This window comes from Pseudoalteromonas sp. Z9A6 (genome assembly GCF_011378805.1).
GTDB lineage: Bacteria > Pseudomonadota > Gammaproteobacteria > Enterobacterales > Alteromonadaceae > Pseudoalteromonas > Pseudoalteromonas distincta.
Genome location: NZ_WTKZ01000003.1, coordinates 46408 through 61710 on the forward strand (window position 1 = coordinate 46408; position 15303 = coordinate 61710).

A 15303-nucleotide genomic window follows, 5' to 3' on the forward strand; every position below is an offset into this window, starting at 1 on the left:
AAACACACAAAAAACCATACTAAAATCACATTTCAGTCTAATTGCTAACACTTAAGTTACATGATATTAATGTCGTCGCTTGTTATATCAATCCGCTTAAATATGGGATTTATTTAACAGTTTAAAAAGGATTGGTATAGAGCAACTAAATTTATAACATATCAACAAGGACTTAAGGATGAAGTAATCAACTGCATTTACACCCAGCTTAATTGTAGGTGCTACAATCGCACTTTCAGCAGGTTTTACAACAACTTACGCTGCTGAAGAAGCTAACAAAGTAGAGCGCATTGAAGTAACTGGCTCACGAATCAAACGTTCAGATATCGAAGGACCTTCTCCGGTTCAATCAATCGCAAGAGCTGATATTGAGAACATGGGTTATGACAACCTACAACAACTCCTCGAAAGAATGCCTGTCGCGGGTAGCGGTACTTTCTCAACACGTGGTAACAACCAAGACTCAACTGCAAATGGGTCTGCTGCTGTTAGTTTACGTGGCTTAGGTGCTGATGCTACGCTCGTACTAATCAATGGCCGTCGTGTCTCTATTAGTGCATTTGCCGAAGGTATCACAAACTCATTTGTAGATATTAACAGTATCCCAGTTTCTGCCATTGAGCGAATCGATATACTAAAAGATGGTGCTTCAGCTATCTACGGCTCAGACGCAGTGGCGGGTGTTGTAAACGTTATCTTGAAAAAAGACATTGACGGTGTTGAAGTTAATTTGGGCTACGGTGGTACTGATGATCCCAATTATGAAGAAACGACAGCAAGTTTAGTATGGGGTACTACTAGCGAGAAAAGTAGCGCGTCAGTTATTATCGATTACTTTAAAAATACATCTCTTTCTTCTGATGAAATGGGCAGCTTAGGTACAGCAAATCAATCACCTTATGGTGGTGAAGATTTTCGCTCATCTCGTGGCTTCCCTGGATATTTTTATGTAGACGGTGTTAAAACAATTGATCCGGCTTGTCCTGCTGAAAATGCAACTTCAAGCGGCAGTTGTTTATTTGATTACGGCCCTTACGGTTATATCGCACCAGCGTCTGAACGCGTGGGTGCTATTTCTCAATTTGAATATAACTTTGATAATGGCATTACGGGCTTTTTAGAAATGGCAGTACAGCACAATACGTCTGTTGCGGCCGGAGCCCCTACCCCACTTGATGAAGATGCAGGCTTAACTGTCCCAGCTAGCCACCCTAACAATCCATTTGGTGAAGACATTCAAATTGGTCGTTACCGTACAGTTGATGCTGGCGCACGCCAATGGGATATTGAATCAGATACTCTTCGCTTTGTTGCAGGGCTTAGAGGTGAGTTTAATGATTGGAGTTGGGAAACCGCTGTACAAAAAGGCCGAAGTAAATCTCTGCAAACAGGTGATAGAACACAAGGTTGGGTGCGTACTGATTTCTTACAACAAGAAATTGATGCAGGAAACTACAATCCATTTGGTGGTACATACAACGACCCTGCTGTAATTGATCGTATTACAACAAGCTTAGTGCGTCGTGGTGAGTCTCACATGACTTCCTTTGATGCAAACATTACAGGTGAAGCATTTAGTTTTGGCGATGATGTAGTAATGATGGCTGCAGGTATTGAGTACCGTGAAGAAGACGTTAATGACATTCCTGATGATCAATTTCAACGTGGTTTAATATTTGGCACAGAGTCTGTATCTGCATCTGCAGATCGTGAACAATACGCAGCCTATGTCGAGTTTTCTATCCCTCTTGCTGATAATTTAGAGCTACAACTTGCTGGCCGTTACGATGACTACAGTGACTTCGGTACAACAACAAACCCTAAAGTAGCTCTTCGCTGGGCGCCTACTGATGAAATCACAGTGCGTGGCTCTTGGGCACAAGGCTTTAGAGCGCCTTATTTGGCACAAGTTGGTTTAGGTCCATCTCAAGAAAGCCAATTCTTTGTAGATACATACCGATGTGAAGCAACGGGCCTTGATTGTGATGCACTTGATTACAACATTGAATTTGCTGGTAACCCTGACCTTGAAGCTGAAGAATCAGAATCATGGAATGTCGGCTTTATTTGGGCGCCTTCTGCAGAGTTTGGTTTAAGTGTCGATGTGTGGAGCATCACTCAAGATAACAAAATTGATGAGCAAGAGTTTGGTCCAATTTATAACTCTGAGTGTAATAACCAAGATAGTACTGTATGTGTACGCTTAACACCTACAGGTGGCGATAGCTTAGGAACAATTCAAAAAATTTACAGCACATTTGAAAACGTTTCCTCGCAAGAAGTATCTGGGGTTGATGTTTCAGCTAACTACAATCACTCACTTGATGACTTAGGTTTATTGAAATTTAATTTAGAATGGGCATACCAAGATAAATTTGAAAAAGATGGCCGCGATTACACCGGTGAGTATGGCTATCCAGAGCACCGCTGGATTTTCTCTACAAACTGGGAAATTGGCGAGTTTAATACAAACGTAAACATCAGTTATGTAGGTGAGTTTGAAGATACCCCAGATATTGATTTTGACGGTAATTTAGACTTTGATAGCAATACATCACGTATGGTTGATTCGCAAACATTGGTAGATTTACAAACATCTTATCGTGTTACTGACTCAACTAAAGTATCGTTAGGTGTAAATAACTTATTTGATGAAGAGCCACCATTTGCAATTGGTGATGGCGACGCTGATCTATACGGTTATGCTTCAGGTGTACACAACCCTAGAGGCCGATACTTCTACACTAAAGCTAGCTTCTCGTTTTAACTTTGCGAGCTTATTTTAAAGTGAGCTAACGCTACAAATAAAAAAACCGCCAATTGGCGGTTTTTTTATTTAAAACTAAGGGCTAAATTATAGCTCGCCTTCGTTTTCAGATAAGAACTTAGCAACGCCTTCAGGGCTTGCGTCCATACCTTTTTTACCTTCAGTCCAACCAGCAGGACATACTTCACCGTGCTCAGTATGGAACGCTAGCGCGTCAACCATGCGAAGCATTTCGTCTATGTTACGACCTAGTGGTAAATCGTTCACTACTTGGTGACGTACGTTACCTTCTTCATCAATTAAGAAAGAACCACGGAACGCAACACCCGCTTCTGGATGCTCAACGTCGTATGCTTTACAAATTTCGTGTTTAACGTCTGCAACTAGTGCGTATTGAACTTTACCAATACCGCCGTCTGCAACAGCAGTGTTACGCCATGCGTTATGTGAGAATTGTGAATCGATAGAAACACCAATTACTTCTACGCCACGCTTTTGAAACTCTTCAAAACGCTTATCAAATGCAATAAGTTCAGAAGGACATACAAACGTGAAATCTAGTGGGTAAAAGAAGATAACTGCTTTTTTACCTTTAATTGTTTCATGAAGGTTATAGCTATCTACAATTTCACCGTTACCAAGAACAGCTGCAGCGGTAAAGTCTGGTGCCTGGCGGCCTACTAATACACCCATTTTATTCTCCAAATATTTTGAGTTTGTTTTCAATTGCTTTCGCAATGCTGGTACTTATATGGGCGCTAAAAATTAAAAACCAATAGCGCATACATATAATTAATTGGTATTCTAAAGTTATTCACTACAAAAGAACAATCGCATTTAACGATGTGAGCAATCGAAAATAACGAACACTTGCAACTTGCGCTAATATGCTTAAATAATAGGTCTAATTTAAAGTGTAAGTTGCGTTGTAACTAAGTAGAAATTTTAAAAATATCGAAGTGGTTTATGCATTAAACTTTTTAGAATTTCATATACGGTGGCGCTAAATTTTACAGATATAAAAAAACCTGCAAATGCAGGTTTCTCGCTTAGACTTAGTCCATTATATCTGAGGGCATATCACCACGGATTTTTTGCCAAATCTCACCCGTTTGATGACCATATTTACGCATCATAGAAATAGCACCATCATGCTCTTTCTTTTCTGCCAAAATGGTTAAATCTTTATAAAACTGACGAGCAAGTTCACGAGTTCCAGCATCAGAGAAGTAATGACAACCAATCTTTGAATAAAAGCCTCTAAAGCCGTTAAGTATTAATACATAAATACGGTTATTACCCGCAACGGCTAATTCGTGATGCACTTTATAATCATAGTCAGCAAATGCTTGAGCGGTGTCTTCTAGCTCATGGCTTTGTGATAAAATTTCAATCACGCGTTCAGGATTTAACTTAATTGCAGCACGTGTATAAATAGCACTAATATTAGTACGTGCAGATAAAAGCTGATCTGTCAGCTCTGGCATCTTGTCTTCATCTAAGCGCGCTAATGTTTCAAGAATGTTTAAGCCAGACGTTTCCCAAAAGTTATTTACTTTTGTTGGTTTACCATGCTGAATTGTTAACCAACCATCACGTGCTAAACGCTGTAATACTTCTCTCAAGGTCGTTCTTGTTACACCAATTAACTCTGAAAGTTCTCGCTCGGCAGGTAGAATTGAACCTGGAGGGAAATCGCCGTTCCAAATAGATTCAACTATATATTCTTCAGCAAATCCTGCTGGGCTTTTCGCTTTAAAAATTCTCATCCAGTTCCCACTCGAATTAATCAACACTCATCGTTTTACACGAATAACTGACTGATTGTACCAGAGGAAGCATAACTAACAAGTAAAGTCAGGTATATTAATAAGCAAATGAGTAGAAATTAAAGATTAATAAATAATAAAATTTAGGTTTTTCTAATATAGCTACAATGTATAAATATACAGAGCAATATTCATTGTAGGTACATTGTAATTATTGGTATTTTTTATTTACACCATACCTAGCTGAATCAACTTAAAACACATAAGTACATTAAAAAGGAACACCTATGCAACAGAGCGTTCTAACCGCAACTTTAAAGAATTGATTAGGCAATGTACCAATGTTGTATAAGTAAGCGATATAACTAAGCTTATGTATCAATGGGAACTAAGTCGAGCGTCATGTAGCCTCTGCTGAGGCTGCATTGAGTGGTCAAAAATTTCATCTTATAAAAAGCGACTTCGGTAGCTTTTTTTTCCTTTTTGTTGTCGCATACATTATCCTAGGTCATAATCTAACGTCTTATTTAAACGCGGAATTTTTATGAACTGGCTTGCGCAATTACCCACCCAACGTACCCCGTGGCTTTTATTTACAGCTATCGTTTTTTTACTTGAAGTGACCGCCCTTTTCTTTCAATACCAAATGGGATTGGCGCCTTGCATAATGTGCATATATCAACGTACAGCCGTACTGGGTCTATTAGGCGCAGGAATTGTAGGTTCGACTAAACCACAGAGCAAAGCAGTTCGTATATTAGCGTATGTAATTTGGGGTGTATCGAGTGTTTGGGGATATTTAATTGCTCGCGAGCATATTGATATGCAAACCACCACGGACCCTTTTGCATTTAGCTGTGAGTTTGAACCAAACTTCCCATCGTTTATGCCGTTACATGAATGGATACCTAGCTTTTTTCAGGCGACCGGGGATTGTGGAAATATAGATTGGCAATTTGTTGGTTTGAGCATGCCTGCTTGGATGGAAATTATATTTGGGATTTTCTCACTAACACTATTTATTATAGTTATTGGCCGTTTATTAATTAAAAAGTCGATTTGATATGTTCACATTTTTTTCAAGCCAATTAGATGAGCTTAAGCACCTAAAGGTACGCAAGCGTCAGGATGTAATAGCACTTTCTTTAAGTATGTTATCGCCAACTGATAAAGTGTTACTACGTATTATTAAATTAATATTACTAAGTCCACTATTTTTAATATTCACAGTATTTAAAGGTTGGATATTAATCCCGTTTTTGGTACTCGGCGGACTTTGCTACCCACTTTTAACAACACCTATTGAAATCAACTTTGCTAAAAAACACTTAAGCGATGCATTAAAACAATTTAATCAGGGCGCATAGCGCCCTGATTGTTATCTACTGCTATTAAAGTGAAATTTTCCCCTCTAATTTGGCTAATAGTTTTTTACCAATTCCTTTAACTTGCGATAAATCACTGACGCTTTTAAATTCGCCGTTTTCTTCACGGAAGTCCACTATTGCCTGCGCTTTTTTCTTACCTATACCAGGTAACTTAGCAAGCTTCTCTGCATCGGCATTATTTATACTAATTGTCTCAACTTGAGGCATTTGCTTAGTTACTTCTGATAATTGTGCATACGCGGTAGTCGCGGGTAGTAAGCATAATAAGCTTATTATGAATAAATTTTTTAACGTTTTCATCAAACTTGTCCCTATTCTTCTTTTCTTAATTTTGAATATTGCTCAGGAAAACCAAAAAGTAAGGAACTGAAAAGCTCATCATTTAAAGTGTACCTAAACGCATTATCACTATGATCCGAAATCCTGAAAATGCAGCTGGTACAACAAGTGATTGCTTAACTAAAGTAAAGTTACCGTTTTTTGTCAAATTTAAGACACCTAAAAATTAATACTTCGCGCTTGCAAATTTACGCCCAAACCATTACTGTACATAAAAACAGTAATCTAATGGTTTTTACAAACCACGGTGCCAAGCAATTTTGCAGGAGAAATCATGGCTGTTGTTGTTAAATATGTTGTAGAACGAAACGGAGTCGAGCGTATGACGTTTACTACCAAAAAAGAAGCTGATGCTTATGATAAGATGCTCGATATAGCAGAATCACTTGAGCTAATGCTAGAAAAGGTAGACGTACCGCTTAGTGAGCAACAAATTGAATCACTTGCTTTAGAAATAGCGAAAAGCAAAGATGACTTTATGACCATATTAAAGGGCGGCAAAGATCCAGTTGTTACCAAAGCGCCAGCAAAAAGTAAAAAGTCAGATAACGTTGCATCAATTGAAGATAACAACGATAAAAAAGTAAGTTAATTCATAGAATGTTCCCTCCTCGAACGGGACAAACTAAATAAAAAAGGGAGCAACTAAGTTGCTCCCTTTTTTATTATACCAATTCGCTTAATTAAGTGATCTCTTTGAGGGTGGAAAAACGTGTTGATAGCTAGGCAAAAATTCGATATTTAGTTGTACTGAATGAGAATTTTTTAACGCCGGTAGCAACACGTTTAGCCCCGCAAAATGATTAAGTATTATTGCGGATTGGTATTAATTACTACTCACTTTAAAATAAGTAGTAATTGCTAATTAAAGCTCTTTTTCTACTTCATCAAATAAAGCAGTGATGTTTTGCTCTGGCTCTTTTGTTACTAAGCTAACAACAACAATTGCAATACTCGCTAAAATAAAGCCAGGTACTATTTCGTACATAAAGCTACTTAAGCTTTCACCATTGATAGTAAATGGTCCATATATCCAAATTAGCACAGTAAATGCGCCTACTAACATACCAGCTAACGCACCAGCAAAGTTCATGCGTTTCCAATAAAGGCTAAACAATACAAGTGGTCCAAACGCAGCACCAAAGCCAGCCCACGCATTACTTACTAGGTCTAAAATAGAGCTATCTCTATCGTAAGCCAAATAAATAGCGAACATAGCAACTACGGCAACACTAATACGGCCAACAGCAACTAGCTCTTTATCACTGGCATCTTTACGTAAGAATGTTTTATAGAAATCTTCTGTTAATGAACTTGAACTAACCAATAATTGAGATGAGATAGTACTCATAATCGCAGCCAAAATTGCAGCAAGTAAAAAGCCAGCAATAAGTGGGTGGAACAGCAACTCAGAAAGAATTAAGAAAATTGTTTCAGGATCTTCAACTACAATGTTGTTCTCATAAGTATAAGCTGCACCAAATATACCAGTACCAACAGCACCAATGGCAGCAACAATCATCCATGTCATACCAATACGGCGTGCTTTAGGCATATCTTTAACACTACGCACCGACATAAAACGAACAATGATATGTGGTTGGCCAAAATAACCTAAACCCCAAGCCATTGCAGAAATAATACCTAATGCAGAACCTGCACCAATCCAGTTAAGCATATCTGGATTTACGCTATGTAAAGTTGATTCTAAAGGTTGTTCAAGCAAAGAGTATGCAACCGTTGGTACTAGAATAAGTGCAATGAACATAATACAACCTTGCACAAAGTCAGTTAAGCTGACAGCTAAAAAACCACCAAACAAGGTATATAAAACAACTACGCCCGTTGTAATGTATAAACCCATCTCATAAGTTAAACCAAATGAGCTTTCAAACAATTTACCACCAGCGACAACACCAGATGAAGTATAAAGAGTAAAGAAAACAATAATTACCACAGCTGATACAACACGTAATAGGTTGGATTTATCATTGAAGCGATTTGAAAAGTAATCTGGGATGGTTATAGAGTCATTTGCTTTTTCAGTGTAAACACGTAATCTCGGTGCAACTAACAAATAGTTTAACCAAGCACCAATCACCAAGCCAATTGCTATCCATGTACTACTAAAACCAGTAACAAACATCGCACCAGGTAGGCCCATTAAAATCCAGCCACTCATATCAGATGCACCTGCAGACAGTGCAGCTACACTTGGAGATAGATTTCGTCCACCTAACATGTAACCAGATACATCGTCAGTAGATTGCTTATATGCATATAGTCCGATACCTAACATTACAACAAAATATAATGCTAGTGAAATAATCATTCCTGTTTCCAAATTAGCCTCCGCATAATTATTAATAACAGGCTCTTGATCCGAATATTGACTCTTAAAATATTATAATAAAGACACTATTAGGATAAAAACCATTCTCGCTGACTATATCATGCCTAACAATAAAATCTCCAACTTGTTGCTTCCAGCTGATACAAAAATACTCATGTTGAATAATTTTAAAGCGAATTGGTAAAATATAATAAATTAAATAGAAGAAACACCTTAATTTATAATGATAATTTATTAATCTAGCAAATATACGTAATGCTATTTTGAGTCTTTTGCCATATATTATTACAATAACTAATTACATTAATCTTACGGAACTATTTATGTATTTTTACGCTGCACGCCAACCAATTTTAGACAGAGATAAAAAACTCATCGGATATGAGCTTTTATTTCGCGATGGCGTTGATAACGTATTCCCCGATATAGATGGTGACGAAGCAACAACACGACTTATAGAGGGTAGCCAGTTTAATTTTGGTTTAGAAGATTTAACCGACAATAAACCTGCCTATATAAACTTCACCCTAGAAACACTATCAAAGGGTTACCCTACACTACTAGGTAAAGACACTATAGTTGTAGAAATACTTGAAACTATCCAGCCTGGTAAGCGTTTATTAGCTATCGTTAAAGATTTAAAAGATAAAGGTTACACTATTGCTCTTGATGACTATATTCATCAACCTGTATGGCGTCATTTTTACCCATTTATTGATATTATTAAAATAGACTTTTTAGCATCTGATATAGATACAATAAAAACGGTTCTTAATGATTTAAAACTGCACTCGCATATTAAGTTACTTGCCGAAAAAGTAGAAACCTATGAAATTTACCAACAAGCTCTAGAGCTTGGTTTTGATTATTTCCAAGGATTTTTCTTCTCAAAACCTGAAATGGTACAAAGTAAGGCTCTACCGCCTTCAGAAATGGCATTAGCTGAATTACTTTACGAAACATCAAGCGTTGATATGGATCTTAAAAAAATCACTGATGTGTTTGAGCGTGATGTAAACCTATCTTACAAATTACTTAGGTATTCAAATTCTGCTGCCTTTGCAAGGCGTGCTGAAATAAGTACCATTAAGCAAGCCCTTATAGTGCTTGGTGCTAACGAAATTAAAAAACTATTATCATTATTATTTGCAGCGCAAGTATCAGCAGATAAACCTGTAGAGCTAATTAGGCTATCGCTTACGCGCGCTCGTTTTGGTGAGTTACTCGCTATATCCCATGGACAATTTAAAGATACCGGCATGGCATTTTTAACCGGTATGATGTCTCTTATGGATGCTATTTTAGATGAGAGTATGGAAAGCGTTATGAAAAAGCTTCCACTTTCGAATGACATAAAAGCAGCGTTATTAAACGATGAGGGGTTGCTGGCAAAATATTTAAACTTAGTTAAGTATTATGAACAAGCTAACTGGTCAGCCGCAAACGAATTAACGAAAGAGCTAAACCTAGGTGAAAAAGTTCCTGATGCCTATCATGAAGCACTCACTTGGGTTAATGAGCAAATGCAGTTAATAGTTAACGAAAAATAAGTAACCCGAACTCTGGTTAAGGTATTTACTAATATATTGAATCATAATGATACTTAAGTTTATTTTTCTCTAGCCAAAGTTCAGATTATATATAAACAGTCAATAAAAACGCCAGCATTTAGCTGGCGTTTTTATCATTGGCTTCAATTATAAACTTTCTAAAAAGTCTTCATCAAAATCAGCTGGCTCTTCTTTTATAGGTGGGTTGCCATCGTACAGCTCATAAATTTGACGCTGGAAGTAAATATCTTTTACAAATAAGTACGGATCAAGTGAATCATTTAATAGCCCTTCTTGTGGGATTAATGATGCACGCGCCTCAACTGCTTTTAAAACAAATACTAAAATAGTTTGTGGAGTCGTTAGCGCAACTTCAGGTAATACAAAGTTATCGACTACATCACCGGTCAGGTTACGTACTGTTGTAGGACCCATGCCAGGTAGCATTAAATAAGCGCCATCACCCACGCCCCATACACCTAACGTTTGTCCAAAGTCTTCATCTACAATTTCAAGACCAAGTGAACTGGCAACATCAAAAATACCAAAAATACCAACCGTAGAGTTAACTAAAAAACGCGCTAAGCTCACACTTGCATTACCCGGCTTACCTTGCAAACCCGCATTAATCATATCGACAGGTGCTGTAATATTACCTGTAAAATTAACAATACCGTTTCTTACCGGTACAGGCGTTACTTCAACATAACCTACAGCAACTGGGCGCAATAAATAAGCATCCAGTACATCCATATTAAAGTCATATAATGGACGATTAATACTTTGCAGCGGATCTCTATCATCTACTTTGCTTTGTGGTACTTGAGCACACCCGGCTAGTATCAATAAACATAAAAAAGTAAAACTGTGTTTTAACATTTAACGTCCTTAAGGTATTAATGTATCAATTTGAAGTTGGTAGTCACTTACACTTTCACGCTTTAACGACTCTGAATGACCTTCTAGCTCACCAGAACTTGGCATAACCGAGTCATCTATAGAAATACGCGCCGAAATAATAATATTTTCTGCACTAGATAAGTTAAGCCCTGCAACCATTGCACTACTATCACTCAACTCAACTGTAATTGGAAATGAATATTTAGCGAGTTTAACAGCAGCTAATGGCATTGGCGAACCACTTGCTGCTTTTGCAAATATAAACAAGATACCGTCTTTTGGCTGTTTATCTATAAGCTCTTTTGCAATGTCGACTGTAACTGCAATAGCACCCGTTGTAGTAACTGGCATAACAGAGCCATCCGTTTGCATTTGCTTCTCTATATCAGCGATACGCTCAGAGATCATGCTATAACGAGAATCATTTTTTTCCATACTCGCAAGTAAAACTTCAAATGCAGCTTTGGCTTGAGGCCAATCTTTACGCTCATAAGCAATGAGTGCTAATAACGAAATTGCATCTAAATTGGTAGGCTCTACTTTTAGTACTTTTGAGAGCATACCTGCCGCACGGGTCATATTAGCTTCGCTGCCTTCTAGTAATAAAACTTGGCTGTAACTAATAAGTACCTGCATATTATCAGGGTTCATACGAAGTGCTTTATCAAATGACTGCTGCGCCATGTCAAATTCATTAAGCGACATAGCAACTCGTCCAAGTAGCATCCAAGCAACTTCGTCATCACCTGAGCGGCTAAGCTTTGTACGAAGTGCTAATGCAAAAGCCTGCAGCTCATTTTGGCTAAGCGGCTCACCTTTTTGCATTACAGCACGCTCGCCGTAATCAGCTAAATTATCCATTGCATCATGCCAAGCCGAAATTTGCTGCTGGCTACCCGTTAAACCATAAAAAACACCTGTTAGAGCAAGAACAAATGCGCCACCAGTTAAAGCAAAAATACGATTATTACCTTTGCTGTTTAGTGATTTTTCTGGTGATAACTCATTCAATAAACGGCGTTTTAATTCAATAATTGATTCTGCATGATTTACGGTATCAATACGCTGATTATCTAAATCGGTTTGTAAATCAACTAAACGCTGCTCATAAATGCTAATTAGCTCAGCATTGGCGTTATGAGTAATTGTTTGAACGCGCTCTTTTTTTAAAAAAGGCAACATCACAAACCCAAGAGCAACCAGTGTGAGTAAAGCAAAACACGCCCACATTAAAATCATTTAACTTTGCTCCTGACGTTTATTTTGTTCAATTAGCTTCGCTAACAGCATTTCGTCGTCACTGCTCCACGTTTGTTTTACTGATGCTTTTCGCTGGCGAATAACAATAAAACCAAAGCCGACTATGACAATTAATACAGGTAATACCCAAAGTACTAAAGTCGCTGGTGTAACTGGTGGGTCGTAATGAACAAAATAGCCAAAGCGGTCAATCATGTAATCAATCACTTCGTCTTTGCTCTTACCTTCTTTAACCAATACGAGCACTTTATCGCGCAAGTCTTTAGCAACAACAGCGTCAGAGTCCGCAATGTTTTGATTTTGACACTTAGGACAGCGCAGCTCTTTAGTTAGCTCTTCAAACAATATCGCTTGTTTGTTGTTATCAAATTGATAGCGATCTTGCTCTGCAAACGCACTGATGCTTACAAAAAGGCTAAGCGTAAGTAGTAACCATTTCATTATTTAAGCTCCTGCATAATTGGCGCAAATTTAGCTCGCCATACTCGCGGGTTTATATCGCCCGTGTGATGCAACAAAATAGTGCCGTTTTTATCGACTAAAAATGTTTCAGGCGCACCCGAAACACCTAAATCCAACGACAAAGTACGATGTAAATCCAAGATATTAAATTGATATGGGTCACCCGCACGTTGCAGCATATCGCTCACTTCTGTTCGAAGTGATTGCATATCAAACGGGCCATCAAAGTCGGCGTCGTAACCTTGTACGTAATAAAGCCCAATAATTTTAACGCCTTGCTCACGTAACTTAGTTAAATAACCAAGTTCAACTAAACATGTTGGGCACCAAGTACCCCATACATTTAGTAAGTAAACTTCGCCTTTTAAAGACTCGTTAGTCCACGGCTTATTGTCTTGCATTAAATCAGGTAAATTAAATGCTGGCATTTCTTGACCTAACCGACCCGTTTGAATTTCACGAGGATTAGCAAAAAGGCCTTGGTATAAAAATACACATACAAAAGCAAATACTAAAAGCGGCGCAATAGCTAAAATTTTACGGTTCATAAAACATTCTCCGATGCAGCTCTACGCGCTGTTTTAGCTGATGTGCGGTAGCGTTTATCAAATAAAATCATAAATCCAGCTAGGGAAATAAGCACACCACCAATCCACATCCAACGAACAAACGGTTTATGATAAATGCGAAGTGACCATGCACCTTGGCTCAACTGCTCACCTAACGCTAAGTATAAATCACGTGTAAAGCCTGCATCTATGGCCGCCTCGGTCATAAACTGCATACCAATATCATACTTACGTTTTTCGGCATGTAAGCGTGTTACTAGCTCATTATTTTTAAGCACCGATACAACACCAGCATGACCACTGTAGTTCGGCCCGCGAATAGTTTTAACACCATCAAAACGGTATTCATACTCGTTAAGCTGAACTGTGTCGCCTTGTTTCATCGATACATCACGCTCAACCGAATACGCCGATGTAAGCGTTACACCTGCAATAACAAACGAAATACCAATATGCCCAAGCACCATAGCCCAGTAACTTACACCTAAGCGTTTTAAACCTTCTTTTAAGGTGCCATGCACAGCAGATTTAGTGTAAATGTCGATCCCAGTTGATATGGCAATCCAAACCGCAAGCGTAGTGGCTAGTAGCGTAAGTGGTTTTACTAAATCGTAACTTGAAAACAACCAAGCACAGGTAATCACTACACTGGCTAATACGCCCATTAATATTTTGTTTTGTAAGAAAGCCCATTTATTTTGCTTCCAGCGTAAAAATGGTCCTATACCCATCAAAATAGCAAATGGTACTAAAATTATTGCAAACATCTTATTAAAAAATGGTTCGCCAATAGAAATACTGCCCAAGCCCATTTCTTTATGAACCATAGGTAATAACGTACCCAGTAATACGATTAATGTAGCAACTACTAAAAATATATTATTGAGCCATAACGCCACTTCGCGTGATACAAACTTGTATCGGCCTTCACTATGTACTTGCGATACACGCAGTGCATATAACGCTAAGCCACCACCTACAACGATGCCTAAAAAGGCGAGTATAAATAAGCCTCTATCAGGGTCTGTTGCAAAAGCATGCACCGATACAATAATACCCGAACGTACAATAAAGGTGCCTAACAAGCTTAATGAAAATGCTGCGATAGCAAGTAGTACGGTCCACGATTTAAATACACCACGTTTTTCGGTTACGCTTAATGAGTGTAGTAATGCTGTTGCAACAAGCCATGGCATTAATGATGCGTTTTCGACTGGATCCCAGAACCACCAGCCGCCCCAGCCAAGCTCTGAATATGCCCACCAGCTACCAATTGTGATTCCTAGCGTTAAAAAGCCCCATGCAGTCATTGTCCACGGACGTGACCACTTAGCCCATGTGTTATCAAGTTTGCCGGTTAACAACGCAGCAATAGCAAAAGAGAAAGCAACTGATAGCCCTACATAACCCATGTACAGTAATGGCGGGTGAATAATCATGCCCGGATCTTGAAGTAACGGATTTAAATCACGCCCTTCAACAGGGAAATAAGGAAGTAGGCGCTCAAACGGGCTTGAAAGTAGTAAGGTGTACATCATAAAACCCACACCTAAAAAGCCAAGTACGCCCAATACGCGAGCACGTAACACCCAAGGCAATGATTTAGAACGCGCAGCGACAACGGCGGTCCAACCTGCTTGCATTACTAACCACAGTAAAATAGCGCCTTCATGGCCGCCCCATGTAGAGGTAATTTTATAATACCAAGGCAGTGTGCTACTTGAATGATATGCCACGTACGATACGGTAAAATCATCCGTTACACTGGCATAGATAAGTGCTGCAAAAGAAATTAATACAAAGGCAAACTGCCCTATTGCTAAAGAGGGAGCCGCACGCATTAAGCGAAGATTACCGGTATGCGCGCCCCAAAGAGGAAAAATACACAGTAAAACGCTTAGCACCATGGCAAGCGTTAAAGAAAAATAACCAATTTCTGGGATCAT

At 38.5% G+C, this 15303-nt stretch carries 14 protein-coding genes; 5 read left to right on the forward strand and 9 right to left on the reverse strand.

Annotated features, from left to right (window positions below; translation table 11 throughout):
* Positions 1-211: 211 nt before the first annotated feature.
* A complete protein-coding gene (locus GQR53_RS01750) occupies positions 212-2767 on the forward strand; it encodes a TonB-dependent receptor (protein ID WP_050582232.1) in 2556 nt (851 codons plus the stop codon).
* Positions 2768-2854: 87 nt separating this feature from the next.
* Here the strand turns inward: GQR53_RS01750 and GQR53_RS01755 are convergent, their stop codons facing one another.
* Both GQR53_RS01755 and fadR read right to left on the reverse strand, forming a co-directional pair.
* Positions 2855-3460 carry a peroxiredoxin C gene (locus GQR53_RS01755; protein ID WP_007378637.1) on the reverse strand — a complete coding sequence of 202 codons (606 nt, stop codon included), beginning with the start codon at positions 3458-3460 and terminating at the stop codon, positions 2855-2857.
* A 362-nt stretch (positions 3461-3822) separates the two neighbouring features.
* Positions 3823-4536: a fatty acid metabolism transcriptional regulator FadR gene (gene fadR / locus GQR53_RS01760; protein WP_024606190.1), complete on the reverse strand. Its 714-nt coding sequence runs from the start codon at positions 4534-4536 to the stop codon at positions 3823-3825.
* A 544-nt stretch (positions 4537-5080) separates the two neighbouring features.
* On the opposite strand from fadR, the gene dsbB reads away from it, so the two are divergent.
* Both dsbB and GQR53_RS01770 read left to right on the forward strand, forming a co-directional pair.
* Positions 5081-5599: a disulfide bond formation protein DsbB gene (dsbB, locus tag GQR53_RS01765; RefSeq protein WP_007584117.1), complete on the forward strand. Its 519-nt coding sequence runs from the start codon at positions 5081-5083 to the stop codon at positions 5597-5599.
* 1 nt (position 5600) lies between these two features.
* A complete protein-coding gene (locus GQR53_RS01770) occupies positions 5601-5903 on the forward strand; it encodes a DUF6170 family protein (protein WP_024606191.1) in 303 nt (100 codons plus the stop codon).
* A gap of 24 nt (positions 5904-5927) precedes the next feature.
* On the opposite strand, the gene GQR53_RS01775 is transcribed toward GQR53_RS01770, so the two are convergent.
* Positions 5928-6224, reverse strand: a complete 297-nt coding sequence (locus GQR53_RS01775; RefSeq protein ID WP_165742701.1) for a ComEA family DNA-binding protein — start codon at positions 6222-6224, stop codon at positions 5928-5930.
* 313 nt (positions 6225-6537) lie between these two features.
* Between GQR53_RS01775 and GQR53_RS01780 the strand changes: the two genes are divergently transcribed.
* On the forward strand, positions 6538-6855 hold the full coding sequence (locus tag GQR53_RS01780) for a YebG family protein (RefSeq protein WP_024606193.1): 318 nt from the start codon (positions 6538-6540) through the stop codon (positions 6853-6855).
* A 273-nt stretch (positions 6856-7128) separates the two neighbouring features.
* Here the strand turns inward: GQR53_RS01780 and putP are convergent, their stop codons facing one another.
* Positions 7129-8607, reverse strand: coding sequence for a sodium/proline symporter PutP (gene putP / locus GQR53_RS01785; protein ID WP_024606194.1), 1479 nt, complete (start codon positions 8605-8607; stop codon positions 7129-7131).
* Positions 8608-8939: 332 nt separating this feature from the next.
* Between putP and GQR53_RS01790 the strand changes: the two genes are divergently transcribed.
* The gene (locus GQR53_RS01790; protein WP_024606195.1) at positions 8940-10166 is read left to right on the forward strand and encodes an HDOD domain-containing protein; all 1227 of its coding nucleotides are present in this window, start codon (positions 8940-8942) and stop codon (positions 10164-10166) included.
* A 147-nt stretch (positions 10167-10313) separates the two neighbouring features.
* Here GQR53_RS01790 and GQR53_RS01795 read toward each other — a convergent pair whose 3' ends face one another.
* The 5 genes from GQR53_RS01795 to GQR53_RS01815 are packed head-to-tail and all read right to left on the reverse strand — an operon-like array spanning position 10314 to position 15303.
* Positions 10314-11045 (reverse strand): VacJ family lipoprotein, encoded by a 732-nt coding sequence (locus GQR53_RS01795; RefSeq protein WP_024606196.1) that lies wholly within the window; start codon positions 11043-11045, stop codon positions 10314-10316.
* A 9-nt stretch (positions 11046-11054) separates the two neighbouring features.
* A complete protein-coding gene (gene ccmI, locus GQR53_RS01800; RefSeq protein WP_024606197.1) occupies positions 11055-12305 on the reverse strand; it encodes a c-type cytochrome biogenesis protein CcmI in 1251 nt (416 codons plus the stop codon).
* Positions 12306-12767: a cytochrome c-type biogenesis protein gene (locus GQR53_RS01805; protein WP_007585854.1), complete on the reverse strand. Its 462-nt coding sequence runs from the start codon at positions 12765-12767 to the stop codon at positions 12306-12308.
* Complete coding sequence (locus GQR53_RS01810; RefSeq protein ID WP_007585852.1) at positions 12767-13336, reverse strand: redoxin family protein; 570 nt, start codon at positions 13334-13336, stop codon at positions 12767-12769. Before GQR53_RS01810 ends, GQR53_RS01805 begins: the two co-directional genes overlap by 1 nt.
* Positions 13333-15303, reverse strand: coding sequence for a heme lyase CcmF/NrfE family subunit (locus GQR53_RS01815; RefSeq protein WP_024589932.1), 1971 nt, complete (start codon positions 15301-15303; stop codon positions 13333-13335). The genes GQR53_RS01810 and GQR53_RS01815 overlap by 4 nt, the downstream gene beginning before the upstream one ends.

Excerpts from the sequence above, each read along its gene's own strand:
- GQR53_RS01810 (WP_007585852.1), bottom strand. The coding sequence starts at position 13,336 with ATGAACCGTAAAATTTTAGCTATTGCGCCGCTTTTAGTATTTGCTTTT.
- GQR53_RS01805 (WP_007585854.1), bottom strand. The coding sequence starts at position 12,767 with ATGAAATGGTTACTACTTACGCTTAGCCTTTTTGTAAGCATCAGTGCG.
- fadR (WP_024606190.1), bottom strand. The coding sequence starts at position 4,536 with ATGAGAATTTTTAAAGCGAAAAGCCCAGCAGGATTTGCTGAAGAATAT.
- ccmI (WP_024606197.1), bottom strand. The coding sequence starts at position 12,305 with ATGATTTTAATGTGGGCGTGTTTTGCTTTACTCACACTGGTTGCTCTT.
- GQR53_RS01775 (WP_165742701.1), bottom strand. The coding sequence starts at position 6,224 with ATGAAAACGTTAAAAAATTTATTCATAATAAGCTTATTATGCTTACTA.
- GQR53_RS01790 (WP_024606195.1), top strand. The coding sequence starts at position 8,940 with ATGTATTTTTACGCTGCACGCCAACCAATTTTAGACAGAGATAAAAAA.
- GQR53_RS01780 (WP_024606193.1), top strand. The coding sequence starts at position 6,538 with ATGGCTGTTGTTGTTAAATATGTTGTAGAACGAAACGGAGTCGAGCGT.
- dsbB (WP_007584117.1), top strand. The coding sequence starts at position 5,081 with ATGAACTGGCTTGCGCAATTACCCACCCAACGTACCCCGTGGCTTTTA.
- GQR53_RS01755 (WP_007378637.1), bottom strand. The coding sequence starts at position 3,460 with ATGGGTGTATTAGTAGGCCGCCAGGCACCAGACTTTACCGCTGCAGCT.
- GQR53_RS01795 (WP_024606196.1), bottom strand. The coding sequence starts at position 11,045 with ATGTTAAAACACAGTTTTACTTTTTTATGTTTATTGATACTAGCCGGG.
- GQR53_RS01815 (WP_024589932.1), bottom strand. The coding sequence starts at position 15,303 with ATGATCCCAGAAATTGGTTATTTTTCTTTAACGCTTGCCATGGTGCTA.
- GQR53_RS01770 (WP_024606191.1), top strand. The coding sequence starts at position 5,601 with ATGTTCACATTTTTTTCAAGCCAATTAGATGAGCTTAAGCACCTAAAG.